This is a genomic window from Amycolatopsis sp. Hca4, from assembly GCF_013364075.1.
Classification (GTDB): domain Bacteria; phylum Actinomycetota; class Actinomycetes; order Mycobacteriales; family Pseudonocardiaceae; genus Amycolatopsis.
The window spans coordinates 1,162,494-1,187,387 of record NZ_CP054925.1 but is presented as its reverse complement, the minus strand read 5'-3'; the positions used below and the strand labels follow the sequence as shown (position 1 = coordinate 1,187,387).

Annotated in this window: 23 protein-coding genes; 9 read left to right on the top strand and 14 right to left on the bottom strand. The window is 71.6% G+C overall.

Translation table 11 applies throughout. From position 1 onward, the window contains the following. Positions 1-130: 130 nt before the first annotated feature. Entirely contained in the window at positions 131-2,350 is a 2,220-nt protein-coding gene (locus HUT10_RS05045) for a tetratricopeptide repeat protein (protein ID WP_176170096.1), read from the top strand. A gap of 152 nt (positions 2,351-2,502) precedes the next feature. Here HUT10_RS05045 and HUT10_RS05040 read toward each other — a convergent pair whose 3' ends face one another. From HUT10_RS05040 to HUT10_RS05025, 4 genes are all read right to left on the bottom strand, one after another. Next, a complete protein-coding gene (locus HUT10_RS05040) occupies positions 2,503-3,681 on the bottom strand; it encodes a hypothetical protein (RefSeq protein WP_176170095.1) in 1,179 nt (392 codons plus the stop codon). Positions 3,682-4,094: 413 nt separating this feature from the next. Further along, positions 4,095-4,958 carry a helix-turn-helix transcriptional regulator gene (locus HUT10_RS05035; protein WP_176170094.1) on the bottom strand — a complete coding sequence of 288 codons (864 nt, stop codon included), beginning with the start codon at positions 4,956-4,958 and terminating at the stop codon, positions 4,095-4,097. Between the two features lie 183 nt (positions 4,959-5,141). Further along, entirely contained in the window at positions 5,142-5,297 is a 156-nt protein-coding gene (locus tag HUT10_RS05030; protein WP_368660821.1) for a DUF397 domain-containing protein, read from the bottom strand. Positions 5,298-5,669: 372 nt separating this feature from the next. Further along, positions 5,670-7,178 (bottom strand): MDR family MFS transporter, encoded by a 1,509-nt coding sequence (locus HUT10_RS05025; RefSeq protein WP_176170093.1) that lies wholly within the window; start codon positions 7,176-7,178, stop codon positions 5,670-5,672. 121 nt (positions 7,179-7,299) lie between these two features. On the opposite strand from HUT10_RS05025, the gene HUT10_RS05020 reads away from it, so the two are divergent. Then, positions 7,300-8,460 (top strand): DUF1015 family protein, encoded by a 1,161-nt coding sequence (locus HUT10_RS05020; RefSeq protein ID WP_176170092.1) that lies wholly within the window; start codon positions 7,300-7,302, stop codon positions 8,458-8,460. On the opposite strand, the gene HUT10_RS05015 is transcribed toward HUT10_RS05020, so the two are convergent. Then, the gene (locus HUT10_RS05015; RefSeq protein WP_176170091.1) at positions 8,457-9,380 is read right to left on the bottom strand and encodes a squalene cyclase; all 924 of its coding nucleotides are present in this window, start codon (positions 9,378-9,380) and stop codon (positions 8,457-8,459) included. The two genes, HUT10_RS05020 and HUT10_RS05015, sit on opposite strands and share 4 nt — an antisense overlap. Next, the gene (locus HUT10_RS05010) at positions 9,380-9,886 is read right to left on the bottom strand and encodes a DinB family protein (protein WP_176170090.1); all 507 of its coding nucleotides are present in this window, start codon (positions 9,884-9,886) and stop codon (positions 9,380-9,382) included. The genes HUT10_RS05015 and HUT10_RS05010 overlap by 1 nt, the downstream gene beginning before the upstream one ends. A 71-nt stretch (positions 9,887-9,957) precedes the next feature. Here HUT10_RS05010 and HUT10_RS05005 point away from each other — a divergent pair, with 71 nt between their 5' ends. Together HUT10_RS05005 and ligD are read left to right on the top strand one after the other, a co-directional pair. Beyond that, positions 9,958-11,037 carry an ATP-dependent DNA ligase gene (locus tag HUT10_RS05005; protein WP_217709546.1) on the top strand — a complete coding sequence of 360 codons (1,080 nt, stop codon included), beginning with the start codon at positions 9,958-9,960 and terminating at the stop codon, positions 11,035-11,037. After that, positions 11,034-12,038 carry a non-homologous end-joining DNA ligase gene (gene ligD / locus HUT10_RS05000; RefSeq protein ID WP_176170089.1) on the top strand — a complete coding sequence of 335 codons (1,005 nt, stop codon included), beginning with the start codon at positions 11,034-11,036 and terminating at the stop codon, positions 12,036-12,038. Before HUT10_RS05005 ends, ligD begins: the two co-directional genes overlap by 4 nt. Here ligD and HUT10_RS50505 read toward each other — a convergent pair whose 3' ends face one another. Together HUT10_RS50505 and HUT10_RS50500 are read right to left on the bottom strand one after the other, a co-directional pair. Then, positions 12,039-12,569, bottom strand: a complete 531-nt coding sequence (locus tag HUT10_RS50505; RefSeq protein WP_254896687.1) for a YbfB/YjiJ family MFS transporter — start codon at positions 12,567-12,569, stop codon at positions 12,039-12,041. It lies immediately after the preceding gene. Next, positions 12,530-13,168 carry an MFS transporter gene (locus tag HUT10_RS50500; protein ID WP_254896686.1) on the bottom strand — a complete coding sequence of 213 codons (639 nt, stop codon included), beginning with the start codon at positions 13,166-13,168 and terminating at the stop codon, positions 12,530-12,532. The genes HUT10_RS50505 and HUT10_RS50500 overlap by 40 nt, the downstream gene beginning before the upstream one ends. A gap of 92 nt (positions 13,169-13,260) precedes the next feature. Between HUT10_RS50500 and HUT10_RS04990 the strand changes: the two genes are divergently transcribed. Then, positions 13,261-13,821 (top strand): TetR/AcrR family transcriptional regulator, encoded by a 561-nt coding sequence (locus HUT10_RS04990; RefSeq protein WP_176170088.1) that lies wholly within the window; start codon positions 13,261-13,263, stop codon positions 13,819-13,821. Here the strand turns inward: HUT10_RS04990 and HUT10_RS04985 are convergent. Beyond that, positions 13,818-14,072, bottom strand: coding sequence for a hypothetical protein (locus HUT10_RS04985; protein WP_176170087.1), 255 nt, complete (start codon positions 14,070-14,072; stop codon positions 13,818-13,820). The genes HUT10_RS04990 and HUT10_RS04985 overlap by 4 nt on opposite strands. 69 nt (positions 14,073-14,141) lie before the next feature. Beyond that, entirely contained in the window at positions 14,142-15,167 is a 1,026-nt protein-coding gene (locus HUT10_RS04980) for a GTP-binding protein (RefSeq protein WP_176170086.1), read from the bottom strand. Positions 15,168-15,550: 383 nt separating this feature from the next. Between HUT10_RS04980 and HUT10_RS04975 the strand changes: the two genes are divergently transcribed. The 3 genes from HUT10_RS04975 (at position 15,551) to HUT10_RS04965 (ending at position 18,631) form a co-directional block, all read left to right on the top strand. Next, positions 15,551-16,699 carry a nitric oxide synthase oxygenase gene (locus tag HUT10_RS04975; protein WP_176177674.1) on the top strand — a complete coding sequence of 383 codons (1,149 nt, stop codon included), beginning with the start codon at positions 15,551-15,553 and terminating at the stop codon, positions 16,697-16,699. Positions 16,700-16,774: 75 nt separating this feature from the next. Then, complete coding sequence (locus tag HUT10_RS04970; RefSeq protein ID WP_176170085.1) at positions 16,775-17,281, top strand: flavodoxin domain-containing protein; 507 nt, start codon at positions 16,775-16,777, stop codon at positions 17,279-17,281. A gap of 78 nt (positions 17,282-17,359) precedes the next feature. Next, on the top strand, positions 17,360-18,631 hold the full coding sequence (locus tag HUT10_RS04965) for an MFS transporter (RefSeq protein WP_176170084.1): 1,272 nt from the start codon (positions 17,360-17,362) through the stop codon (positions 18,629-18,631). A gap of 8 nt (positions 18,632-18,639) precedes the next feature. Here the strand turns inward: HUT10_RS04965 and HUT10_RS04960 are convergent, their stop codons facing one another. Genes HUT10_RS04960 through HUT10_RS04950 form a run of 3 tightly spaced genes read right to left on the bottom strand, consistent with a single transcriptional unit; the run spans position 18,640 to position 22,502 of the window. Beyond that, complete coding sequence (locus HUT10_RS04960; protein ID WP_176170083.1) at positions 18,640-20,637, bottom strand: hypothetical protein; 1,998 nt, start codon at positions 20,635-20,637, stop codon at positions 18,640-18,642. Then, positions 20,634-21,293, bottom strand: coding sequence for a response regulator transcription factor (locus HUT10_RS04955; protein WP_176170082.1), 660 nt, complete (start codon positions 21,291-21,293; stop codon positions 20,634-20,636). The genes HUT10_RS04960 and HUT10_RS04955 overlap by 4 nt, the downstream gene beginning before the upstream one ends. 9 nt (positions 21,294-21,302) lie before the next feature. Next, a complete protein-coding gene (locus HUT10_RS04950; protein WP_176170081.1) occupies positions 21,303-22,502 on the bottom strand; it encodes a sensor histidine kinase in 1,200 nt (399 codons plus the stop codon). Positions 22,503-22,671: 169 nt separating this feature from the next. Between HUT10_RS04950 and HUT10_RS04945 the strand changes: the two genes are divergently transcribed. After that, complete coding sequence (locus tag HUT10_RS04945; protein ID WP_176170080.1) at positions 22,672-23,280, top strand: MmpS family transport accessory protein; 609 nt, start codon at positions 22,672-22,674, stop codon at positions 23,278-23,280. A gap of 85 nt (positions 23,281-23,365) precedes the next feature. Here the strand turns inward: HUT10_RS04945 and HUT10_RS04940 are convergent, their stop codons facing one another. Beyond that, a complete protein-coding gene (locus HUT10_RS04940) occupies positions 23,366-24,871 on the bottom strand; it encodes an exo-alpha-sialidase (RefSeq protein WP_176170079.1) in 1,506 nt (501 codons plus the stop codon). Between the last annotated feature and the right edge of the window lie 23 nt (positions 24,872-24,894).

Below are 24,894 nucleotides of genomic sequence, written 5' to 3'. Positions count from 1 at the left end.
CTCGTACGTTCGAGGTAATTCGCCCGGCTTCCCGTGCCGTCGCGCGCGAGCGACAGGTACACAGAGAAGTTCGAGTCTGGGCGGGAGTTCTCGGATGACGTCTCGGAGCGGTGCCGCATCACCATCCGAAGTGCACAACCACATCGACGGTGGCGCAGCCGGGGTGGTGCTGCAGGCCGGGACCATCACCGGCGACGTCTGGGTGGCCGCCCCGCGGTCACCGCACCCGGTGCCCCGGCAGCTGCCGCCGTCGCCGTCGCACTTCACGAGCCGGGCGGCCGAGCTCGCGGCGCTGGACGAAGTCGCCGGGCAGGAAACCGGGGGACAGCCCGCGCTCGCCGTGCTGATCGGGCCGGGCGGGGTCGGCAAGACCGCGGTCGCCGTCACCTGGGGCAGCAGGCACGCCGGGCGCTACCCCGACGGCCAGCTCTACGCCGACCTGCGCGGCTTCTCGCCGGGCACCGCGGTCCTGCCGGACGAGGCACTCGGCGCGTTCCTGCGCGCTTTGGGCGTCGCGCCCGAGCACGTCCCGCCCGGCTTGGCCGAGCAGGCGGCGCTGTTCCGGACGCTGACCGCGGGCCGACGGCTGCTCGTCCTGCTGGACAACGCCTTGTCGGCGGCCCAGGTCCGGCCGCTGATCCCCGCGTCCGCGGGCTGCACGGTGGTGGTGACCAGCCGGCTGCGGCTGGACGGGCTGGTGTCCGAAGGCGCGCGGTTCCTCGACGTGGCGCCGCTCGCGCAGCCGCACGCCGTGGAGCTGGTGGTGAACGCGGTCGGCCGGACCCGGGTCGCCGGCGAGCTCGACGACGTCGCCGAGCTGGCCACGCTGTGCGGGCGGCTGCCGATCGCGCTGCGCGTCGCGGCCGCCCGGCTGGCGTCCCGGCCCCGGTGGCCGGTGGCGCGGGTGGTCGCCGAGCTGGGCGACGAGAACTCGCGGCTGAGCCGGCTCTCGGCGGAGGGCGAAGCCCCGGTGGCGGCGACGTTCGACTGGTCCTACCGGGCGCTGCCGGAACCGGCGGCGAAGCTGTACCGCCTGCTGGGCGAGTTCCCGGGCGCGTCGTTCGGCGTCGACGTCGCGGTGGCGGCGACCGAGCTGGCCGACCCGGCCGACGGCCTGCAGCAGCTGGTCGACGCGAGCCTCCTGGAAGAGGTCGACGAGCGGCGCTACCGCTTCCACGACCTCGTCCGGCTGCACGCCCGCGCCCAGCGCGACGACGACCGCTTCGAGGTCCTGCCGCGGGTGGCGACCTGGTACCTGCACGCGATGACGCGGGCGAACATGGTGGCCATCCCGATCCGCTGGCGGGTCAGCCCGGTGTGCGAGCAGTACCGCACCAGCCCACCCGCGTTCGGCTCCGGCCGGGCGGCGCTCGACTGGCTCGACGAGCAGCTGCCGAACGTGCTGGCGGTGCTCGAGGAAGCCGCCGCGCAGCGGCACGACGAGGTGGCCTGGCAGCTGTGCGAGGCGTTGTGGGAGCTGTTCCTGCACCGGAAGCACTTCCCCCTGTGGCTGCGCTCGCACGAGATCGGGATCGGCGCGGCGCAGCGGTGCCGGAACGTCGTCGCGGAGTCCCGGCTGCGCTGCCAGCTGGGGCGCGCGTACCTCGATCTGGGCCGCTTCGAGGCGGCGGAGCAGGAGTGCGGCCGCGCGCTGGAGCTGGCCCGGGCGGCGGGGAGCAGGCACAACGAGTCGGTCGCGCTGGACCAGCTGGGCACGGCGGCGCAGGGCCGTGGCGACGTCGCGGCGGCGATCGCCTGCTACACCGGCAGCCTGGAGATCGAAGCCGAACTGGGCATCGACCGCGGCGTCGCCCAGCGGCACCGCCGGATCGGCGAGGTGCTGGCGAAGGCGGACCGTGATCCCGAAGCGTTGGCGCACCTCGAGCGCGCCCGCCGGATGTTCGCCGACATGGGGGACGAGAAGGACGAGGCGAAGGTCCTGGTGGGGCTCGCCCGCCTGGACGCCCGCGCCGGCGATGTCCCGGCGGCGCGGCGGCGTCTGGAGCGGGCGTGGGCGGTGCTGTCCGAATCGGGGTCAGCGGTCTACCAGGCGGACGTCCTGGTCGGCTTCGCCGACGTGGCGGAGCACGGCGACGACCCCGCCGCGGCGCGGGGTCACCTCGCCGAGGCGCTGAAGCTCTACGAGCAGGTCGGCGGGCCGCAGGTGACGCGGGTCCGGGCCCGGCTGCAGCGTTACGCCGCCGAGGTCGGCGAGCCGGCGGCCACCGAGGACCCAGAGGTGGGCGGCGATGCCGGCGAGGGCGCTGTCGACCACGGCGAGGCCACCGGAGCGGTCCCCGACGACCGGGCCGACGGCGGCGACGGAGAGCCCGGGCAAGCCGGCGAATGACCGGGCGATCAGGGCACGGGCATCGGCGAAGGCGCGGGTGCCGTCGTGGATGAGCACGTCCGCCAGCGCCGGGTGCTGGTGGCGCCCGGCGGTGGTGAAGCTGCCCTGCGCGCCGGAGGTGAGCGCGTAGGTCCACAGCGACGGCGGGAGGGTCACCGGCTTCGCGGCAGCGGGATCACCGGCCAGGTCACGCGCCGGGGGAGCGGCGCCGGGGAGAACGGCACCGTTCGCGCCGGTTCGCCGAGGCCGAGCAGGCCGTACATCTCCCTGCGGAGGATCTTCCCGGCTTGCCCGGGGCGCGAGGTCACCAGACCGGCGATGTGGGCGCCGAGGCCGTGGCACTGCGCCTTCTGGGCGGCTTCGAGCTGGGCAGCGAGCGGTCGCTTCCGGTTCCACAGCGGGGCTTCCGCGGCCAGCACGGCGGCGGGGCTGCCCGCCAGCAGCGGCTGGGGGCCGTGCGGGATCCGGAGCACGGGCACACCGAAACCGGCCGCGAAGGTGCCGACCGAGGTGTAGTCGGCCATGACGGCGTCGGCGGCGACGACCGCACCGCGCCAGTCGCTGTGCGGAGCCAGCACGGTGAGCCCGGCGTCGACGGCGTCCGTGAGCCAGCCGAGCACCTGGCCGGTGCCGTGCTGAGACCAGATCTGCGGGTGCAGGGAGGCGACCACGCACGCGCCGGGCGCGGCCTCGGCGACGTCACGGAAGACACGGGGGTCGATGCCGAAACCGGACCTGGCGGACCAGGTCACGGTGACGAGGATGATCTCCCGGTCGTCGGTGACGCCGAGCGCCTCCCGGTACTGGTCGCGGTAGGGAGCGCTGGCGACCAGCCGGTCGAAGGCGATGTCCCCGGCGACGACGGCGTGCGGGACGGCTTGCGGGCAGACCTCGGCGAGCAGGTCCAGTTCTCGTCCGTGGGTGAGCACGATCCGGTCGGCCCGAACCCGGCCGCCCCGCACCAGCCGGCTCGAGTCGAGGCCGGTGACGAGTTCGCCGGAGCGGTACTGCCCGAGGCCGCCCCCGTGCGGGACCAGCAGGACGGGGCCGCGCACGTCGTCGAGGCCGCGGGTGCTGCCGGCGAGGACGAGGCCGTGGGTGGCCTGCCGCGCCTGCTCCGCCGAGAGGAGGATTTCGCCGCGCTCGCGGATGAACCGACCGGCGTCGGGCCGATCTTCCCCGTCCACCGGGACGGCGTAGTTGCGCTGCACCCGGTGATCGGTCTCGACGAGCGGGTTGAGGTCGTCGAGCCGCAGGAGGGCGACGACGTGCGGGGCGAGGACGAGGAGGGACTTGCCGAGCCGGGTCGCCCAGGAGCGGTCGCCGGTCATTGTCGCCCCCTCGGTGATGAGGCGTAGCAGAGGGCACCGGCCCGGCTGGCCAGCGCGGCACAGGGGCGGGGGAACGGTCTGCGGTCAGCACGGACGTCGAAATGCACAGTGCCTCCTCGAACTGGCCGGCGCGCGCCGGACTCGGATCGGTGCGCCGCGGACGCTGCCGAGGAGGAGGCCACCGCCGAGCCTCGGCTCGTGGTCGGCCTTTTTGTCACCAGCGAGTGACGTCATGCCCTCGGGAGAATGAACTCGGGGCATGAGCCGGACGGCGGGACCGTTTCCCGGATCCGGAGTCGTATGCTGGCGCCTCGGCAGTATGTCCGCGCTTGCTTCTGGGTGGGTCGGAGGTATTGCCCTTCGAAGCGGTCCCTGGGTACCAGCCAGGGGCCGCTTCCCTATGCGCGTCTCATTCAGTCCTCCAGCCGGTGCAGCATCTTGTCGATGAAGTCGGGCGTTTCTTCGGGGCTGAGGGCGGCGTCTTCGAGCCGGTAGAAGATCCGGATGAACTGGGCGGCCTTTTCGGCGCCGATGACGTCGTCGAAGAAGACGTCGCCGTCGGGTTGCTCCAGGTTGAGGAACAGGTCGTTGGTCTGCTCGGACAGCTGGAGCAGCTCGAAGGAACTCTGCATCCCTTCCACCCACCCGGCTTTGAACGGCAGGACCTGCAAGGTCACGTTGGGCCTCTCGGCCACTTCGCGGAGGTGGCGCAGCTGGGTTCCCCAGCTCTCGCCGTCGGTGACGCGGCGGTGCAGCACGGATTCGTCGAGGATGAAGAAGTGCTCGAGTTCGGGGTCTTCGAGCCGCGCCTGCCGCTGCGTGCGCAGCCTGATCCGCCGCTCCTGGACCTCGGCGTCCCCGGTGACCTGCGCCGTCAGCGAACGGGTGTACTCGGGCACTTGCAACAGCCCCGGCACCAGGTGCAGCTGGTACTGGCGAAGGATGACCGCGGCCGATTCGAGGCCGAGGAATTTCACGAATTCCGGGCTGCTGGTGCGCTTGAATTGGTCCCACCAGCCCGGCTCCCGGCCGGCCTTGGCCATGGCGACGTAGGTTTCGACGCGGTCCCGGTCGGTGATGCCGTAGTGCAGCAGAAGCGCCTTGAGATCGGTGATCGACAGGCCCACGGTGCCGTTTTCGATGCGGATCAGCTTCGAAGTCGACCAGTCCAGTGCCTCGGCGACGTCCTTCTGGGTGAGCTGCAGGGCCTCACGCGCCTCTCTTATCTCCGCCAGCACACGCCGCTGGCTGACCACTGGCGAGTGCGCCCTAGTCATGATTTTCTTCACTCCTCCATGTGTCGGGTGGCAGGCTGCCGATCTGCCACATGGCAGAACGGTAGCACCACACTCGTCGTGTGGCATATTGCGTCCCATCAGATGGCGTGGTGTCTGGCCATGAACAGCGGCAACCCCGGCCGGACCTTGATCAGGTCAGCCGGGGTTGCGGGAAAGCCTTGCTCAGAGTCGGCGCAAGAACGCCAGCCAGCTTCCGGGGGGCAACGAGAGCCAGGTGTCAGGCTGCTTCGAATCGCGGATGAGCACGTGCTCGGAAGTTCGGGCGACCTCGACGCAATCGTCTCCCTGTGTGCCGCTACCGCTCGCCGAACTCTTCACCCAACGCAAGCCTGGGGTGATCTCGGTCGAAGGCCCGTCCAGTTCGGCCACGTGCGTCCCCTCGGTTTTCGACGGGCGCGTGCCGGCCGGCCGGGTGCGGCATCGAGGGCCGGAACGTCGCGTAGGCGTCCATTCAGGTTAACTGCGGAACGTGACGGTTCGACACCGCCGAGAGCAGGATAACGCACGTCCGGTTGCGCGGTTGCCCCGTGATTCCCGGTCAGATAAGTGACAATTCCTGGACGTTCGCTCGCCTCGATTTTCCCTGCGCCGCAAGGTGATCGGCTCGGTACCCGTTCGCCTGCACGTGCACGTGGGGTGCGCAAACGAACGTGCTGTCGAATCGAGTTGTCGGGATCGAAGAAACGGGGATCAGAACTCCAGTTGTTCGGTCTTCCGCGGCATCAGCAGCAACGCCCCCACCGACAGAACAGCCACCGCCAGCAAACCCAAGAACACGTAGTGCGTCGCATCCGCCAACGCCCCGCGCACGAACACCGCCGCCGGGGAATTGTCCGCGTGGCCGCCCAGTACCAGGCTCGTCGCGTCCACCGATGGCGGCAACGGACCCACCTCCGCCGGCGGCGAAGCGAACCGGGCCGCCAGTGTCGCGTTCGCGATCGCCCCGAACACCGCCGCCCCGACCGCGCTGCCCAGGGACCGGCTGAACAGGTTCGTCGCCGTCACCACTCCGCGGCGGTCCCAGCCGACCACCGACTGGATCGCCACCAGCGTCGGGCTCGCCGCCAGGCCGAGACCCAGCCCGAGCACGAACGCCGCGAAAGCCGCCGCCCACAGGGACGATCCCGCGCCCAGCAGTGCCACCAGGACGCCGCCCGCGATGATGAACACGCTGCCGATCAACGCCGTGTCGCGGAAGCCGATGCGCAGGTAGATCTTGCCCGCCAGCGACGCCGAAATCGGCCAGCCCACCGTCAGCGCCGCCACCGCGAAGCCCGCCACCAGCGCGCCCGCGCCGAGCACGCCCTGCGCGTACGTCGGCAAGTAGGACGTCAGCCCCATCAGGACTGCGCCGACCACCACCGCCACCAGGTTGCCGCCCACCAGGACCCGGCGGGTGAACACCCACAGCGGCAGCACCGGCTCCACCGCACGCTTCTCCACCAGCACGAACGCCACCAGCAGCAGCACGCCCACGACGAAGATCGCCACACTCGGCACGGAACCCCACGCCCACGCCACGCCGCCCTCGAGCAGACCGAGGATGAGCAGGGAACAACCGACCGTGAGCAGGCCCGCACCTAGGTAGTCGACCTTGTGCGGCTTGCGCTCCACGCGCTCGGCGAAGCCGCGGAACAGCATCAGCGCCGCGATCGCGCCCAGCGGCAGGTTGATGAAGAAGATCCAGCGCCAGTCCAGGTACTCGGCGAACAGGCCGCCGAGCGTCGGGCCGATCACCGACGCCGCGCCCCAGACGCTGGCCACGTAACCCTGCACCCTGGCGCGTTCCTCCACCGTGTACAGGTCGCCGATGATCGTCATCGACATCGGCTGGATCGCGCCGGCGCCGATGCCCTGGACCGCGCGGGCGGCGATCAGCACCGGCATGCTCCAGGCCGCGCCGCACAGGACCGAGCCGACCAGGAACGCGGCGATCCCGAAGAACATCACCGGGCGGCGGCCGAGCTGGTCGGCGAACTTGCCGTACAGCGGCACCGTCACGGCCTGGGTGAGCAGGTAGATCGAGAACAGCCACGGGAACTGCGCGAACCCGCCGAGGTCGCGCACCACCGACGGGACGGCGGTCGCGATGATCGTGCTGTCCAGCGCGACCAGTGCGGTGCTCAGCATGACCGCGATCAGCACCGGGCCGCGGTCGGACCGGAAACCGACCCCCCGGGTGGCGGCGGACGTCGTCATCGGCGGGGTGCTCCTCGGAACGGTCATGATCGGGGTCAACTACTTTGCAGTCCTAAGCATTCCATCCCGGCGGCACCGGCCCCAGCGAATTTTCCGGCGCCCGTGGCGCAAGATGGTCAGGATGAGCGACTGGATCCGGCCGATCGGGCGGGGCTGGGTGGTCCGCGACGCGGTCCCCGGCCCCGACGTCGACGAGTTCGCCGAGCCCGAGCGGGTGATCGCCGCGCTGGCCGCGCCCGGAGCGGCGGACAGCCTGCTGGCCGTGCAGCACCCCGCCCGCACGCCCGCCGCGCTGGCCCGCGGTCTCGACCTGGCGGCCGCCGTCCCGGTGGCCCGTGCCGTGCTCGAACGGCTGCGCAAGCGGTTCTACCGGCCGGTCCGCACCGTCGTCGCGCCCTACCGGATCGAAGGGCCGGACGGGGTGGCGCTCGGCCTGCTCTGCCTGGTCGACCCGGCGGCGGTGGCCGACGACGGTGCCGCGCGCGTCCGGCACACCGAAGACGTCTACCCCGACGTCGTCGCCGAACGGGCCGCGGTGCTCGCCGGCCTCGGGTGCGCGACGAGTGCCGCGCTGCTCGTCCCGGCCGCCGGCGGCGAGGAGCTGACCGCGCAGGTCGAGCAGGCCTGCGCCGGGCTCGGCCTGCCCGATCTGTCCACTTCGGACGGGGCCGGCCGGCGGCACGACCTGTGGGTGGTCCCCGAAGGCCCGCTGCAGAGCCGCCTGCTGGCCGCGGTGGCCGGCGCGGACCTCCTGGTCGCCGACGGCAACCACCGCGTGGCCGCCGCGGCAGCGGCCGGCCACGGCGCGCTGCTCGCCCTGGTCACCGCGGGACCGGCACTGGAGATCGGCGCGATCCACCGCGTCCTGACCGGCACCGGCCTCGGCCCGGACGACCTGGTGACGCGCTGGCGCGCGGCCGGCCTGGACGTCCGCCACGCCGAGGACGCGGTGCCGGTCACCGGCGAGGTCGTGGTGCGGGCAGGCGGAGCCGTGCTGCGGGTGCCGCTCCCGGCCCCGGACGGGCCGCGCCCGGTGATCGACCACGAGGTCGTCGAGCAGGTCCTGTTCGCCCGCGCGCTCGGCGTCGACCCGGACGGCCCGTGCGTCCGCCCGCTCCCGGCGGGACGCCCGCTGCCCCCGGACGCGGACGCGGTGGTGCTGCTGGCCCCGGTGAGCTACGCGGATGTCCTGGCCGTGCACGCGGCCGGCCGCCGGATGCCGCGCAAGGCCACGTATTTCACGCCGAAGCCGCGCAGCGGGCTGGTGCTGGCCCAGCTCTAGCGGGCGTCCCACCAGTCCAGGACGCGGGTGGCGGAGAGCGTCAGCCACTTCGACGGCTGCCCGGCCGGGGCGTCCACCTCGAACCACACCCGGCCGGGATCGGTGCGCTGCTGCAGCCACGTCCCGTCGGGCTGCCGCGCCGCGCGCACCAGCTCGATCGCTTCGGCCAGCCGCTCGTCCCGGCGCCCGGCGTCGCGGAAGTAGCAGGTCGCGTTGAGCACGTCGTAGCGCCAGCGGAACGGGTAGCCGAACTCGCGCACCCACGGCCCGATCGGCTCGCCGGTGGACCGGCGGCGGAACAGGCCGCGTTCCAGCAGGTACTCCTCACCCGCCGAGCGGGCCGCCCGGGTCGCCGGGGTGCCTCCGGTCGCCGTCTCGTGCGCGAGCAGTCCCTTGAGCGCGTTGAGCGTCGAGTGGACCGAGGAGCGCGCCGAGCCTTCGACCCACTCGCAGTTCCAACCTCCGTCGGGGAGCCGGTGCTCGACGAACCACTCCGCGATGCCCTCGACGTCCGCGCCGAGCCACACCCCGTTGGCCAGGGTCCACGCGTTGATGCAGACGTCGACCTCGCCGTCCCAGTAGGGCAGGTCTTCGTACTCCCACCGGCTGTTCGCGGCCAGCAGCTCGGCTGTACCGGTCAGCACCGAAGCGTCGACGCCCCATTCGCGCAGGGCATTGAGCGACCACGTCGTCGCGGTCCAGGGCTGCGGTTCGTCGCCGCGGAAGCCCGCGGGGAAGAACGCGCCGCTCGCCCACTGGCCGTCGGGGTCCTGCGCGGCCAGCAGCCGCGCGCCGAACCCCTCCTCGGCCACCCGGGCCCGCGTCGCTTCCCAGACCGGGGCCGGCTCGCCCGCCAGGTCGCGCTCCACCTGCCAGCGCAGGGCCGGATCGGAGTCGCGCAACCAGGCGAGCACGTCCATCAGGCGCCCGTGACGCCGTCGATGGCCTCGCGCAGGAAGTCCGCGTGGCCGTTGTGCCGGGCGTACTCGTGGATCATGTGCAGCATCACCAGCCGCAGCGAGACGTCCTCGCCCCAGCGCGGCTGGTGGCCGGTGACGTCGAGCGACTCGGCCGCCTCCTCGATCTTGCGTGACTGCTCGACCTCGGCTTCCCACGCCGCGAAGGCCTCCGACCGCGTCGACGAACTCGCGTCGTAGGCGGCCTGGAAGTCGTTCTCGTCCGACCACACCAGCGGGACGTCCTCGGCGTTGATCACCCGCCGGAACCAGGTGCGCTCGACCTCGGCCATGTGCCGGACCAGGCCGAGCAGCGAGAGGGTCGACGGCGGGCTCGAGGCCCGGCGGAGGTCCTCGTCGGACAGTCCGTCGCACTTCATCGCGAGGGTGGCGCGGTGGAAGTCGAGGAAGGTGCGGAGCATTTCGCGCTCGCCCCCGGTCAGGGGCGGTGCGGGGCGTTCGGTGGTCACGCGGGAGTGTCTATCACGCCGGGCTGTGTCTTTTTCCGGGAAGTGTCGTACCCGTGTTTTAAGCTCGCGCCGTGGACTTGCCCGTCATGCCGCCGGTGCGGCCGATGCTCGCGAAATCGGTGCACGAGGTACCTCGTGCACCGGGGCTGCTGTACGAGCCGAAGTGGGACGGCTTCCGCTGCGTCGTGTTCCGCGACGGCGACGAGATCGAGCTCGGCTCCCGCAACGACCGCCCGCTGACCCGCTACTTCCCGGAGCTGGTGGAGCTGCTGGCCGCCGCGCTGCCGCCCCGGTGCGTCGTGGACGGCGAGATCGTGCTGGTCACGCCGGCCGGGCTCGACTTCGAGGTGCTGCAGCTGCGGCTGCACCCGGCGGCTTCGCGGGTGCGCAAGCTGGCCGAGGAGACGCCGGCCAGCTTCATCGCCTTCGACCTGCTCGCCCTCGGCGACACCGACCTCACCGAGCAGCCGTTCCGCGAGCGGCGCAAGCAGCTGGAAAGCGTGCTGTCCACGAACGCCGAAGGGCTGCAACGCGTCCACCTCACGCCGCTGAGCGAAGACCCGGCGCAGGCCGAGGACTGGTTCACCCGGTTCGAGGGCGCGGGCTTCGACGGTGTCATGGCCAAGCCCGGCGACCTGCCGTACGAACAGGACAAGCGGGTGATGCTCAAGGTCAAGCACGAGCGCACCGCCGACTGCGTCGTCACCGGGTTCCGCTGGCACAAGGACGGTGTGGGCGTCGGTTCACTGCTGCTCGGGTTGTTCGACGGCGAGGGCGTCCTGCACCACGTCGGGGTGGCCAGCAGCTTCACCAAGGCCCGCCGCGCCGAGCTGGTCGAGGAGCTCGCGCCGCTGCGCGAGAACGCCCTGGAAGACCACCCGTGGCGGTCCTGGGCCGAATACGAGCCCGAGCCCGGGCGGCAACCGGGCGCGAACAGCCGGTGGGCGCCGCAGAAGGACCTGTCGTGGGAGCCGCTGCGGCCGGAGTGGGTGGCGGAGGTGCGTTACGAGCACCTGCAGAGCGGCCGGTTCCGGCACGGCGGACGGCTGGTCCGCTTCCGGCCCGACCGCACGCCGGAGTCCTGCACGTACGCCCAGCTCGACGAGGCACCGCCCGCCGAACTCGCGAAGCTGTTCGGGGAGGCGCGATGAGCGCGGCGGTCCTGCTCGACGTCGACGGCGTCGAGGTCAAGATCAGCAGCCCGGACAAGGTCTACTTCCCGGAGCGCGGCGAGACGAAGCTCGACCTGGTCGAGTACTACCGGGCGATTTCGGGGCCGCTGCTGGCCCGGCTCGGCGGCCGTCCGCTGCTGCTGGAGCGCTACCCGGACGGCGCCGGCGGCAAGAACTGGTTCCAGAAGCGCGTCCCGAAGGGCGCGCCGCCGTGGCTGACCACCACCGTCGTCTCGACGCCGAACGGCACGACGAGCGACGCGCTGGTGGCCAAGGACCTCGCGCACATCCTCTGGGCGGTGAACCTGGGCTGCCTCGGCTTCCACGTCTGGCCGTACCTCGCCGACACACCCGAGGTCACCGACGAACTGCGCGTCGACCTCGACCCCTCGCCCGGCATCGGTTTCGACGAGCTGCGCGAGGCCGCGGTGCTGACCAGGGATTTCCTGGCCGAGCACGGCATCGAAAGCCACCTGAAGACGTCGGGCTCGCGCGGGCTCCACCTGTACGTGGTGCTCGAGCCGCGCTGGGACGGCTTCCAGGTGCGGGCGGCCGCGGTCGCGCTGGCGCGGGCCCTCGAACGCCGTCACCCGGAGAAGATCACCGCCCAGTGGTGGAAAGAGGAGCGCGGCACCCGCGTGTTCGTCGACTTCAACCAGAACGCCCCGCACAAGACCGTGTTCGGCACCTGGTGCGTGCGCCCGCGCGTCGGCGGCCAGGTGTCCACGCCGATCGGCTGGGACGAGCTGGACACCGTCGAGCCCGACGCGCTGACGCTGAGCACGGTGCCCGCCAGGGTGGCCGAGCGCGGCGATCCGTGGGCCGGCGCGGGGGAGCGGCCGCAGTCCATCGAGCCGCTGCTGGAACTGTCCGAACGCGACATGGCGGCCGGGCTGATGGACGCGCCGTGGCCGCCGGTGTACCCGAAGATGCCCAACGAGCCGCCGCGGGTGGCGCCGAGCCGCGCGAAGAAGGCGTGATCAGGGTGGGCCGAAGCGCGGGTGGAGCTGGCTCCACGCGGTGAGCGCGACCAGGGCGGTCAGCCCGAACACCGCCGCGGACCCGAGGCCGCCGGCCAGCACGCCGGCCAGGGGTGAGGCGACGGTCTGGCCGACGCCGAGCCCGGCGAACGACCAGGTGATGGCGCGAGCGGGCCGTTCGGGGTCCAGGCGGGCGGCCCACAGGATGCACAGCCCGGTCAGCGCCATGTAGGTGACGCCGAACAGCGCGCCGGAAAGCAGGGCGAGTGGCACCCCCGGGTCCGGCAGGGCGAGCAGCGCGATACCCGCGGCCGCCAGGGTCCAGGTCGCGAGGTTGACCGTCCGCAGGCCCGCGCGCCCGGCCGCCCGGCCGGCCAGGCCGCCGAGCAGCCCGGCCAGGCCGATCGTGGCCCAGCACCAGGTCGCGGTCACCGGGCTCAGCCCGGTTTCGGCGAGGCGGGAGGTCGAGAACGTCCAGTACGGCGCGCTCGTCACGCCGATGAGCGCGGAGTTGAGCACGAGCGGAGCCATCCCTGGGGCGGGCCTTGATGCCACCGGTGCGCCGGCGGGCCCGAAGGCAACGTCCGCCACGCGAGGAACGTCACCGCCACGCCGAGGGCGGCGAACACCGCCCAGATCACCGGCCAGCCGAAGGCCAGCAGGGGAGTGAACGCCGACGCGGCCAGCCCCAGGCCGGTCCCGGTGTTGGCCCAGGTCTGCGCCCGGTCGCGGGCGCCCGCCCCGACGGTCTCGCCGATCAGCTGCGCGACGCCCGGCGAGACGAGTCCCGCGCCGGCGCCCGCGACGGCGATCCCGACACCGAACACCGCGACGTGCGGGGCCAGCGCCATGAGCGCGAGCCCGGCCGTCGCCGAGGCCGCGGCCAGCAGCACGGTGCCGCGCGCCGATCGTGCGGAGGTTCTCGGCGCCAGCAGCAACCCGAGGCCGTAGCCCGCGGTGGAGAGGCCACCGAGCACGCCCACGCCGACCGTCGTCAGCCCGAACGTCTCGCTGAACCGCGGCACGAACGGCCCGTACGCGTAGCGCGCGAACCCGTAGCAGAGGGCGATCACGACCGCGCCGACCGCGGCCGTGGCCCACCAGGTGTCCGTCTTCGTTTCCGTTGCCATCGGCTCCAGCGAACAGACAGGTCTGTCTGGTGTCAAGTGATGCTAGGATCACTGCAGGTAGACAACCGTACCGATCTGTTCGGAGGGGTGCTGTGGGCCGAACCCGTCCCGGCGATGCGGGCGCGAAGGTGCTCCAGGCCGCGTCCACGCTGTTCTACCGCGACGGCATCCACGCCGTCGGCGTCGACACGGTGGCGGCCGAGGCCGGGGTGACGAAGGCGGCCCTCTACGGCAACTTCGGGTCGAAGAGCGGGCTCGTCGTCGCGTACCTGCGGGAGCGTGACCGGCGGTGGCAGGAGGAGATCGACCGGATCACCGCCGCGCACGCCGATCCGCGGGCGCGGGTGCTGGCGGTCTTCGACGCCTACGGCGCCTGGCTTTCCCGCGACGGCTACCGCGGCTGCGCCTTCCTGAACGCGACCTCGGAGTTCCCCGACCCCGCCGACCCGGTGCGCGAAGTGGTCCGGCACCACAAGACCGCGTTGCACGGCTACCTGCGGGCGCAGCTCCAGCGCCGGGAAGCCGGGCGCGCCGAGGCGCTGGCCGACGAGCTGATGCTCCTGCTGGAGGGGGCGGCGGTCACTTCGGTGGTCGCCCAGAGCCCGCAGCCGTTCGACACGGCGAAACGGCTCGCCTGGACGCTGACCGCCTAGACCCCGAGCTCGAGGGCGAGCTGGCCCCGGTCCTCACCGACACCGGACAGCGTCGCGACGCACGCGGGGCACGGCGGCACCTCGGACGTCGCCGGATCCACCGGTTTCCAGCTGCGGGACTCCCGCTCGCCGCAGGCCGAACGCCGGTAGCGGAGGTCGCCGGAGCGGGTCATCAGGTGGGCCAGGGGGACGTCTTCGGGCAGCACGCCGACCAGGTACCAGCGTGGTGCGCTCACCGCGGTGGTCGTCATGGCGGTCAGTGTCCGGTGCGGCGGGCCGGACGGCGGCGCATTTGCCGATCTTCGGCGTGGCGGGTGCGGTCAGGCCTGGTCGGGCAGGTACCGCAGGATGTGCAACAGACCGCGCTCGTCGACGGTGGCCGGGTCTTCGGCGAGGCAGCGGCCCAGGTCGGCCAGCACGGCGTCGGTGTCGATGCCGGCGCCGATCAGCACCAGCTCGGTCCGCCGCGGCTCGCCCGGCGGCCAGGCCGAGCGCTCCAGCTGCACGAACCCGCCGACGGTGTGCAGGTGGAAGCGCGCTTCCGGGCCGGTAGGGCCGAAGTCGGCCTGGCCCTTCATCCGGTAGAGCCCGGCCGGGCGCCGCTCGAGGAAGTCCACGAAAGCCCGCGGGGCGAGCGGCGTCTCGGCGGTGAAGGTGACCGTCTGGTACTCGGCGTGCAGGTGGTGGGTGTGGTCGTGGTCGTCCTCGCGCAGGTCGTCGAAGGACAGCTGGCCGACCCGCTCGCCGCGGGGTTCTGGGTCGAAGAACAGCCGCGGGTCGACCCGGCCGTGCTCGGTGACCAGCAGCGGACGGCCCGGCGCCAGCTCTTCGACGGTCGCGCTCAGCTTCGCCAGCGCCTCGGCGGGGACCCGGTCGGCCTTGTTCAGCACCACGAGGTCGGCCAGCCGCAGGTGGTCGGCCAGTTCCGGATGGCGTTCGCGGGCGGCTTCGAACTCCGCGGCGTCGACGACCTCGGCCAGCCCGCCGTAGCGGATGTCCGGGTTCTCGCTGGCGATCATCAGCCGGATGAGGTCACGGGGCTCGGCGATCCCGCTGGCTTCGACGACGATGACGTCGATGCCCGCTTCGGCGCTGGACAGCTTCGCGAGCATGGCGTCCAGCCCACTGGCGTCGACGGCACAGCAGAGGCAGCCGTTGCCGAGCGAGACCATCGTGTCGACCTGGCCGGCGACGGCGAGCGCGTCGACGTTCACCTGCCCGAAGTCGTTGACCACCACGCCGACCCGGGCGCCCTCGCGGTTGGCGAGCAGGTGGTTGAGCAGCGTCGTCTTGCCCGCGCCGAGGAACCCGGCGACGAGGACGACCGGGATGCGCCTTGCGTTCACGAAAACCGTCCCTCCTCTGCCGATCACCGCGACTCTAACGCGGGCGCGCGTACCCGGGCGGCCGCCCCCGGTGAAGGCGGTTCGGCGAATACCACGAAAATGCGGGGCGTGTGGCCGCGAAACGATCACGTGCGATTTCCGGTCTCGGGTGATCGATGACGAAAAACGCGGTGCGCCATGTCCGGATGACTCTTGGTAGCAGATGTTTTCGGCAATGAAATTTGCGGTATTGTCCCCTGCCTGGCCGGAGTCCTCGGGGTGGTGGGACATCCGGCTCGTGGTGTGTCGGCGACTTCCGGAGGAACGGTGGACCTTTTCGGCGGGCTGAAGATCGCAGTTCCGGAAAGTGGGAAGGAACGGTGACCGTTACACCTGAACGGGTGATGCCTGGGCGGCCGGTCCACTCACAGTGCGTCTCGGTGGAGCCGAGCGTCGATTTCGCGGAAGCGGAGGAATTCCTGGACCGGATGTTCGCCGAAGGCGCCGCGGAAGCGGGGGAGCGCTTCGAGGCCCGGCTTGCGGAGGTGCGCGCGGAAATCCGGGAAACCGGTACCTACCGGCACACGGCGGCCGAGCTGGCGTACGGCGCCCGGGTCGCCTGGCGCAACTCGGCGCGCTGCATCGGCCGGCTGTACTGGCGCAGCTTGCGGATCCGGGACCGCCGCCGGGTCACCGACCCCGCCGCGATCGCCGGCGAGTGCGTCGCCCACCTCCGCCAGGCCACCCGGGGCGGGCGGATCCGGCCGACGCTCACCGTCTTCGCGCCGGACACGCCGGACACCCCCGGGCCGCGCATCCACAACGAGCAGCTGATCCGCTATGCCGGGTACCGCTTCGAAGACGGCTCGGTCCTCGGCGATCCGCGCTGCACCGCGTTCACCGAGCAGGTGCGCGGACTCGGCTGGCGGCCACCGGAGCGGCGCGGCTCCTTCGACGTCCTGCCCCTGCTGATCGAGGCGGTCCCCGGCGAACCGCGGCTGTTCACGCTGCCGCCCGACGCCGTCCTGGAAGTCCCGCTGACCCACCCCGACCACCGCTGGTTCGCCGGGCTGGGGCTGCGCTGGCACGCCGTGCCCGCGATCAGCAACATGCCGCTGGAGATCGGCGGTGTCACCTACCCGGCGGCGCCGTTCAACGGCTGGTACCTCGGCACCGAGGTCGGCGCCCGGAACCTGGCCGACGCGCAGCGGTACGACCTGCTGCCGGTGATCGCCGAGCTGATGGGCCTCGACACGGCGTCGGAGCGCACGCTGTGGCGCGACCGGGCGCTGGTGGAGCTGACGCTGGCGGTGCAGCACTCCTTCGACGCGGCCGGCGTCACGATGGCCGACCACCACACGGAGGCGCACCGGTTCCTGTCCCACCTGGAACGCGAGGAGCGGGCCGGGCGCCGGTGCCCGGCGGACTGGAGCTGGATCGTGCCGCCGTTGTCGGGCGGGCAGACCGCGGTGTTCCACCGCTACTACGACGAGCCTGACCCTTCGGAGCGACCGGCGTTCCTGCCGCCGCCGGGAGAGCAACGCGGAGAGTAGCGTGGAAGCGCCCGTTCGGCGGATCGTGCGCCAACCATGGGGCAGTACGCGCCGCAAAGGCCGACAATGGAGCGCATGACCGCAGTCCTCGTCGCCTACGCCGGGCGTCACGGCGGAACCCGGCAGATCGCCGAGGTCATCGCCGCCGAGCTCGGTGAAGCGGGCCTGACCGTCGACGTCCGCGACGCCGCCGACGTGGCCGGCGTCGAGCACTACGCCGCGGTCATCGTGGGCAGCGCGCTGTACTACCACCGCTGGCGGCCCGAAGCCGTCCGGTTGCTGGAACGCAACGCCCGGGCGCTCGCCGAGCGTCCGGTGTGGTTGTTCCACAGCGGACCGTGCGGCCCGGGCGCGGCCACGCACCAGGTCAGCCTGCCGGCGAACGTGGCCCTGCTGGCCGCGCGCATCGACGCGGAGCGCACGGCCACCTTCGGCGGCCGGCTGGACCCGGCGACCGTGCGCGGGCTGATCCCGAAGCTGGTGGCGTCCGGGAGGCGGGCCGGTGACTTCCGCGACTGGGACCGCATCAGGGCGTGGGCCCGGGACGTCGGCCGCCGGGTCCGCACGCGCGTCTCGCTCTGATCCCTTGCCCGCCCGGGGTGGTGGGTGCTAAACCGGGCCTGAGGTCTTCCGGTGGGAAACCGACGGAACGGGGCGAACGTGACAGACCGGAAAGCGCTTACTCCCGACCAGCGCAACGCGTTCCTCGCCGCATTGCTCGGCTGGAGCATGGACGCCTTCGACTACTTCCTCGTCGTCTTCGTGCTGGCGGACATCGCGAAGGACAAGTCGTTCGGAGCGACGGCGACCCAGCTGGCGTTCATCACGACGGCGACACTGGTGATGCGCCCGGTCGGCGCGCTCCTGTTCGGCCTGTGGGCCGACCGGGTGGGGCGCCGGATCCCGCTGATGACCGACGTCGTGCTGTATTCGGTGGCCGGTCTGCTGTGCGCGTTCGCGCCGAACTACGCGGTGCTGCTGGTGCTGCGGTTCGTCTACGGCATCGGCATGGGCGGCGAGTGGGGCCTGGGCGCGGCGCTGGCGATGGAGAAGATCCCACCGGAGCGCCGCGGCTTCTTCTCGGGCCTGCTGCAGGTCGGCTATTCGATCGGCTACCTGCTGGCGGCGCTGGCGTACCTGCTGTTCCACTCGGCACTCGGCCTGCCGTGGCGGTGGATCTTCGTGCTCAGTATTTTCCCGGCGCTGATCAGCCTACTGATCCGCGCCCGCGTCCGCGAGTCGGAGGTGTGGGAGACCGCGCGCGAGAAGCTGAAGGTGACCCGGACGTCGGTGAAGGACATCCTGCTCAACCCGAAGGTCATCCGCCGCTTCGGTTATCTCATCTTGTTGATGACGGCGTTCAACTGGATGAGCCACGGCACCCAGGACGTCTACCCGAGTTTCCTGAAGGCCCACGACAACGGCGGCGCGGGCCTGAGCGCGGCGACGAGCACGTGGATAGCGGTGCTGTACAACATCGGAGCCATCATCGGCGGCCTGACGTTCGGAACGCTGTCGGAGAAGCTGGGCCGCCGCCGCACCATCGTGGCGGCGGCGGTGCTGGGCTTGCCGGTGATCCCGATCTTCGCGGTCGACCACGGGGCGGGGATGCTGGCCCTGGGTTCGTTCCTGATGCAGATCATGGTCCAGGGCGCATGGGGCGTGATCCCGGCCCACCTGACGGAGATGTCCCCGGACGCGATCCGCGGCTTCTACCCGGGAGTGACGTACCAGCTGGGAAATCTCCTGGCGGCGTTGAACCTGCCGATCCAGCAGGCGATCGCGGAGTCCCACGGCTACACGTCGGCGCTGGTGTGGACGGTGGTGCCGGGATTGGTCGCGGTGGCGGTGCTGACGGCGATCGGGAAGGAGGCGAAGGGGATCCGGTTCGGCGAGTCCGCGGTGGCCACTGCGCCGGCGGGGTCGAAGTGAGCGGGTGGTCAGCGGTCGGGGCCGAATGTCCGCAGTAGTTCGACCGACTCGGTGTGCCGCGATACGGCGGCAATTTGCCGCAGCATCTCGATGTCGGCCCACCGGTTCCGCCGGGCGAGGTGCGGGACGATCATACGAAGATAGGCAAGATCATCGAAGACGACGGCATGCTGGGCAAGCCGGAAGAGCGTGAGCGGAGGTTCCTGGTCTGCGAGCCACGCAAAGGCGACAGCGAGGCTCTGTTCTTTGACGCTTTGCGCGATCCTCTTCAACCCGGTCAATGTTTCGCCGACGACCTCGGGACTGCCACTTTCGACCGACAGCCGGGCAAGATCGGCCACTTGAACGGAGGTGAGGTTTGTCCCCGCTGCCATCTCGGTGATGGTTCTGACGTCGGGTGCGCCTGAGCGGATGGCGAACGCAGCGAGGTCGTGGAGCTCTGCCGAACGGCCATTGCTGCTCAACATAATCGTCGCCAGAAGGACCGCATCTTGGTTGCCGGTCGTGATCGCATGCCGGACGAGGTCGGAGATGTCGTCGAACCGCCCTTCAAAGGCGAGCGCAGCCACGGCCGGTATCATGACGTCCCGGTTGCCGGACCCCGCCGCGTTTCGGAAGATGTCCTTGACCTCGGAGAACCGGCCCATTCGGCCGATGGCCACGGCCACCCACCCGATGGCCCTTTCGTCTCCGGCAGCGTCAGCCCGTCGGAAGCATCTTTCGGCGAACTCGAACCGACTGGCCTCGTAGGCGCCGATGCCGATCGACACGACATCCTGATCGGAACTCAGCGAGAAAAGGGTGTCCCACAGGTGATCGGGAATCGGCGAGGCACCGAGCGGGCCGGCGCCTTCCTGTGCCCGGTCGATCAGGTAGTCCGAAGCCAGGTACCCGTCGCCGACCCGCGGCTGCAAGCACGAACTGGCGCCCAGGACCGGCCGGGCCGCCCACTCCAGACCTTCGGCGACCGGCGGGAGATCCGAACGGTCGCGCCACGGCGTGGGCAGGTAGTGGCGGTGCAATGCGGCGAGCGTGGCGCTCGGAACGGGTCGGGCGTAGCCGGCCCGTCGGCAGTCGACCGCCGCGCTGATCAGTGCCTGGCCGACGTGGAACAATGGGCTGTCACCGACGGACCAGCGCTCCAGCATGGGCGGTCCCGCCGCGAGGTATTCGGCGAAGCCCTCGGCGGCCTCGAGCGCTCGGCCGATGCGTGGATCACCCGCCTGCAGGAGCCTCGCCTGTTCTTGCTCGGCCTCCGTCAGGTGCTGCTTGATCGCGATCAGGTGGCTCGGCGGGATGCTCGCGATCAGCTCCGCCGCAGCCTTGTTGATCGCTCCCTCCGTGCGGAGGGTAGCGAGTTCGTGGTCGCGGATCGTGGCGACCACGCACACCGAGAGATCCAACCGCTGGAGCAGTCCCACGTCGAGCCCGCCGGGAACGAGGAAACGCTCCAAGTCGTCGAGCCAGATCACCGTGTCCTTGAGCCCGGCCTCGACGACCTGCCGCAACGCCCGACCGTCGATCGGAACGAGCAGGTCATGACCGGGACGCAACCGGCGCACAGCCTCGGCCGCCATCCGGCTCTTGCCCGCGGCGGCGCGGCCGTGCAGCACCACGAGACCGCCGCTCGCCATCGCCCACTCCAGGTCCTCGTCGCGGTCGCGGGGAACGTACTGGGGAGGGGCCTGGCCGTCGGACGTGCCCACGGCCCGCTTCACCCGCAACGCCAGCAGTGACACATCGGCCACGCGAGGCAGCTTGTCGCCGTCAAGGTGCAGCGCACGACCTACGTGAACACTCTGCGGCACCTCCGGCTTTCGGCGCCGCAGTTCGACCAAGGAGAAACCGACTGCCGCGATCGCCGCGAGCCAGCTCAGCGCCTCGAGCGTCTTCCGGACCGGACCCCCGTCCGCCACCAGCCAGCTCAGCCAACCGAACCACAGCGCCACCAGAAGCAAGACCGGCACGAGGACGGCCGAGGCGAGACGGACCCACCGGGAGTTCACGGCGTCACAAGGGCCGCTTCATAAGCGAAGATCGTCAACTGCACCCGGTTCGAAACATCCAGCTTCGCGAACGTCCGCGTGATGTGCGTCTTCACCGTCGCCTCACTGAGGAACAGCTCTGCCGCGATCTCCGCGTTCGGCTTCCCCTGCGCCACCGCCGTCACCACCTGGCGCTCCCGCTCGCTCAGCAGCTCCAGCTTCGCCTGGGCCCGCGATCGCCGTGGGTTCGCCCGGGCCGCCACGAACTGGCCGATCAGCTGCTTCGTCGTCCGCGGGGACAACATCGCGTCGCCGGCCGCCACCACGCGGACGCCCTCGATGATCTCCTGGGGTGAACCCTCCTTCAGGAGGAAACCGCTCGCTCCTGCCGCCAACGCCTCGAACACGTACTCGTCCAGGTCGAACGTCGTCAGGATCAGCACCTTCGGCGGGCGGGGCTGGGCCAGCACCGCCGCCGTCGCCACCAAGCCGTTCATGCGGCGCATGCGGATGTCCATGATCACCACGTCCGGTGCGTGCCGGGCGACCTGCTGGACCGCCTCGTCGCCGTCGCCCGCCTCGGCCACCACCTGCAGGTCCGGGGTGCTGCCCAGTATCATCGACAATCCGGTGCGGACCAGGGGATCGTCGTCGACGAGCAGGACGCGTACGCTCACCCGCCCATGCTAGGGCGCCGGTGCCACCCACGGCAGCCAGGCCCGCAGCGCGAACGTGCGCTCGTCGAACGGGCCCGCCGAGAGGGCGCCGCCGAGGAGGGTGACCCGCTCGTTGACGCCGGTGAGCCCGGTGCCCGACCCCGGTGACGGCACCGGGTGCGGCGGCAGCGGGTTGAACACCTCGACCGACAGCCCCGCGCCCGGGCCGCCGCGGACCAGGACCTCCGCCGGCGCTCCCGGTGCGTGGCGCAGCACGTTGGTCAAGGCTTCCTGGAGGATCCGGTACGCCGCCGTGGCCAGCGGGGCCGGTGCCGTCGCGGCCTGGTCGAGCAGGACCGTCAGGTTGACCGCCAAGCCCGCCTGCCTGGCGCCGGTGACCAGGTCGGGGATGTCGGCCAGGGTCGGCTGGGGCGGCTCCGCGGCGCCGGCCGGAGCCCGGTCGGCGAACCCCGAGCCGCGCAGGACGCCGATCACCTGGCGCAGGTCGTCGAGCGACTGCCGGGCGGTGGTCCGGACCGTCTTGGCCGCCTCCGCCGCGTCCGCCGTCGTGCCCGCCGTGACCTCCAGCGCGCCCGCCTGCAGCGAAAGCAGGGACAGCCGGTGCCCGAGGACGTCGTGCATCTCGCGCGCGATCCGCGCCTGCTCCTCCCGGCGCGCCACCTGATCGCGCAGCGCCGCCTCTTCGGCGGCCAAGCGGCGTTTCTCGGTCAGGCTGTACCGGACGATCCCCAGGGTGAGCGGGACCGCCGTGTACACCGCCGCGGTGACGAGGACGCCGATCAGCTTGGCGCCGGTCGTCTCGGTCGAGATCCAGGTTTCGGACAGCGACATCTCCGTGGGCCGGCTCGCGTCGCGCCACACCGCGAGCCCGGTCGCGGCGAACACCAGCGTCGCCGCGCCCCAGCGCCACCAGCCGGTGTAGCGGGTCGCGAGCGCGGCGAGGGCGATCAACGCGGCCAGCGAGTCGGCGACGAGCAGCAACGGCGGCGCCACCGCGATACCGGTCACCACCAGGGGCCAGCGCCACCGCCAGACCAGCATGATCGCCGCGCCGATCCCGAAGAACCAGCCGAGCACCGCCGCGGCCGTCACGTGCAGTTCGTCGGTGCCGGGCAGGCTGACCTCCAGCGACACGTTCACGATGCCGGTCACCACGCTCGCGGCGACTGCCAGCACGGTGCACACCACGCCCAGCACGGACCGTCCCATGCAGGCCAGCCTACGAGGTGACCACCGCGCGCCCATCAGCCGATCCGCTCGTCCGGGCCGCGGCCGGTGACGACTTTCGTCGTACCGGGTCGAGGCTTGCGGACGACGCGGGCCGGACCGCGCCGCTGGTTTCCTTCTCGCCGTCGAGAAAAGGCGAAAGGAAACCCCGATGACCGACTACACCCCGATCCAGCAGCACGCGGCCCCGCCGGCCGCGCCGGCGCGCAACGGCCTGGGCACGGCCGGGTTCGTCCTCGGCCTGATCGGGCTCGTGTTCGCCCCGATCCCGCTCGTCGGCGTGGTCGCCTGGCCCCTGTGCGTGCTCGGCCTGATCCTGTCCGCGGTCGGCGTGGCCAGAGTGCGCTCCGGGAAGGCGACCAACAAGGGACTCTCGATCGCCGGCGCCGTCGTGGCCCTGCTCGGCCTGGTCGTCTGCATCCTGTGGGCGGTGGTGATCGGCAAGGCGATCGGCGACGTCAACGAGCAGGCCACCGCGCACCACACCATCGTCTACGAGGTCAGCGGCGACGCGAAGGCCATCGACGTCGTCTACAGCACCTTCGACCGGAACACGATCCTGATCAACACCGAAACCGGCGCGACGGCGCCGTGGACCAAGACCGTGGAAGCCACCGGGTTCCTCGCCGGGGCCCAGTTCACCGCGACCGCCGGGCCGGACGGCGGCTCGGTCGGCTGCAAGGTGGTCGTCGACGGCAAGGAGGCCAAGACGGCGACCGCGGCCGGCGCCGGGGCCGTCGCCAGCTGCACCGGTTTCTGAAACCGCCCGCGCCGCCCGGTCGAGGGGGCCGGGCGGCGCGGCGGAGGGTGGGACCCGGCCAGGGGGCGGGTCCCACCCGGCGTTCTCAGCCGCAGTGCTCGAATTCGCTGTCGTAGGCCTGGCCGCCGGCCGAGCCGCCCCACTTCACGCACTTGTCCGCCGCCGCGGCCTTGACCGGACCGGCGAACCAGGAGAACGACCCCGAGTCCGTCTGCCGCACCGAGCCCTTGACCTCCAGGTAGGCCGAGGTCGCGGTGGCCGTCCCGGCGGAGGCGTTCTTCATGGTGCTGACGCAGTTCTGGCCGTTGGCCGCGTTGTAGGAGAGGAACACCGTGCCGGCCGCGCCGCCGGTGCCCAGCGGCGCCGAGTCGATCACGCCGTAACCGCCACCGCAGGCCGGGGCCCCGAGCGCGGTGTCATTGACCGCCGCGAAGCGGATCGAGTCGTTCGCGTGGAACTCCGGGCCCGCTTCGAACAGCACGCCGACCGAGGACTGCGACAGCTGCACCATGTCGGAGTACGCCGCGTCCTGGCCCCACACGAGCACGCTGTCGGCCGTGCCGGTCCAGTTGGCACCCTCGTCGAAGGACGAGTGGACCCGCAGCTCCTTGCGCCGGTCGCACACCGACGGCGCCGCGAAGACGATCCGGTTGTACTTGCCGCCCGTGTCGGTCGCGCTCATCCGCGCCGTCGAACCCTCGACGACCGGGGTGACGAGGTCGGTGGCGAAGGCGAACTTCGAGCTGAAGCTCGCGCCGCCGTCGGAGCTGATCGCGAAGGCGCGGTTGTGGGTGCCGTCCGCCAGGCACTTGTTGTCATCGTTGGCGTCGTTGCGCGCGGCCGCGTAGACCCGGCCGTCCCGCAGTTCGGTGACGCTGATCTCCTGCGGGTTCATCAGGTCCGAAGTGGACGTGTCGGCCGCCCCGCGGTGCCAGGTGGCCCCCTTGTCGTCGCTGTAGACCAGCGCCCCGGTGTTCTTCCCGCCGACGGTGTAGCTCATGCCGGCGACGAGCCGGCCGGCGTGCGCGCCGCGGGTCAGCACGATCCCGTGCGACGGACCGGTCGCCAGCCAGCCGGGCGCGCTCGCGAACCCCAGCTCGGTGGTCAGCACCCTCGGTGCGCCCCACGTCTTCCCGTTGTCGTCGCTGATCGACACGCGCGGGACCCGGCCGCAGGACGGGTTGGTGAAGCACTGCATGGTCGACAGCAGCACGATCCGGTTGCTGCCCGGGATGACGATCGGCGCCGGATTGCCCTTGACGTCACCGAAAGCCTCGATGACGGTGTTCAACGCACCCCAGGTCTTGCCGCCGTCGGTCGACCGCTTCATGACGAGATCGATCTTCCCGAGGTCGTTGCAGAAATTGGCGCCGCCGTTGCGGCCCTCGGCGAAGGCGAGCAGGTCGCCGTTGCCGGCCTTGACGACGGTCGGGATGCGGTAACAGTCGTGGCCTTCGGTGTTCTTGCCGAACACCAAGGTGCTGGCTACGTCGGCCTGGGCGGTGGCGGCGCCGACGGCCGCCGGGACGGCGAGGGCGGCGCACCCCAGCAGCCCGGCCAGCAGCCCCTGGGCGAGTCGGGTGATCTTCACGGTTCGAGCTCCCTACGGATTCG

Excerpts from the sequence above, each read along its gene's own strand:
- HUT10_RS05040 (WP_176170095.1), bottom strand. The coding sequence starts at position 3,681 with ATGACCGGCGACCGCTCCTGGGCGACCCGGCTCGGCAAGTCCCTCCTC.
- HUT10_RS05035 (WP_176170094.1), bottom strand. The coding sequence starts at position 4,958 with ATGACTAGGGCGCACTCGCCAGTGGTCAGCCAGCGGCGTGTGCTGGCG.
- HUT10_RS05025 (WP_176170093.1), bottom strand. The coding sequence starts at position 7,178 with ATGACGACGTCCGCCGCCACCCGGGGGGTCGGTTTCCGGTCCGACCGC.
- HUT10_RS05020 (WP_176170092.1), top strand. The coding sequence starts at position 7,300 with ATGAGCGACTGGATCCGGCCGATCGGGCGGGGCTGGGTGGTCCGCGAC.
- HUT10_RS05015 (WP_176170091.1), bottom strand. The coding sequence starts at position 9,380 with ATGGACGTGCTCGCCTGGTTGCGCGACTCCGATCCGGCCCTGCGCTGG.
- ligD (WP_176170089.1), top strand. The coding sequence starts at position 11,034 with ATGAGCGCGGCGGTCCTGCTCGACGTCGACGGCGTCGAGGTCAAGATC.
- HUT10_RS50505 (WP_254896687.1), bottom strand. The coding sequence starts at position 12,569 with ATGGCTCCGCTCGTGCTCAACTCCGCGCTCATCGGCGTGACGAGCGCG.
- HUT10_RS50500 (WP_254896686.1), bottom strand. The coding sequence starts at position 13,168 with ATGGCAACGGAAACGAAGACGGACACCTGGTGGGCCACGGCCGCGGTC.
- HUT10_RS04985 (WP_176170087.1), bottom strand. The coding sequence starts at position 14,072 with ATGACGACCACCGCGGTGAGCGCACCACGCTGGTACCTGGTCGGCGTG.
- HUT10_RS04975 (WP_176177674.1), top strand. The coding sequence starts at position 15,551 with ATGCCTGGGCGGCCGGTCCACTCACAGTGCGTCTCGGTGGAGCCGAGC.
- HUT10_RS04970 (WP_176170085.1), top strand. The coding sequence starts at position 16,775 with ATGACCGCAGTCCTCGTCGCCTACGCCGGGCGTCACGGCGGAACCCGG.
- HUT10_RS04950 (WP_176170081.1), bottom strand. The coding sequence starts at position 22,502 with ATGGGACGGTCCGTGCTGGGCGTGGTGTGCACCGTGCTGGCAGTCGCC.
- HUT10_RS04945 (WP_176170080.1), top strand. The coding sequence starts at position 22,672 with ATGACCGACTACACCCCGATCCAGCAGCACGCGGCCCCGCCGGCCGCG.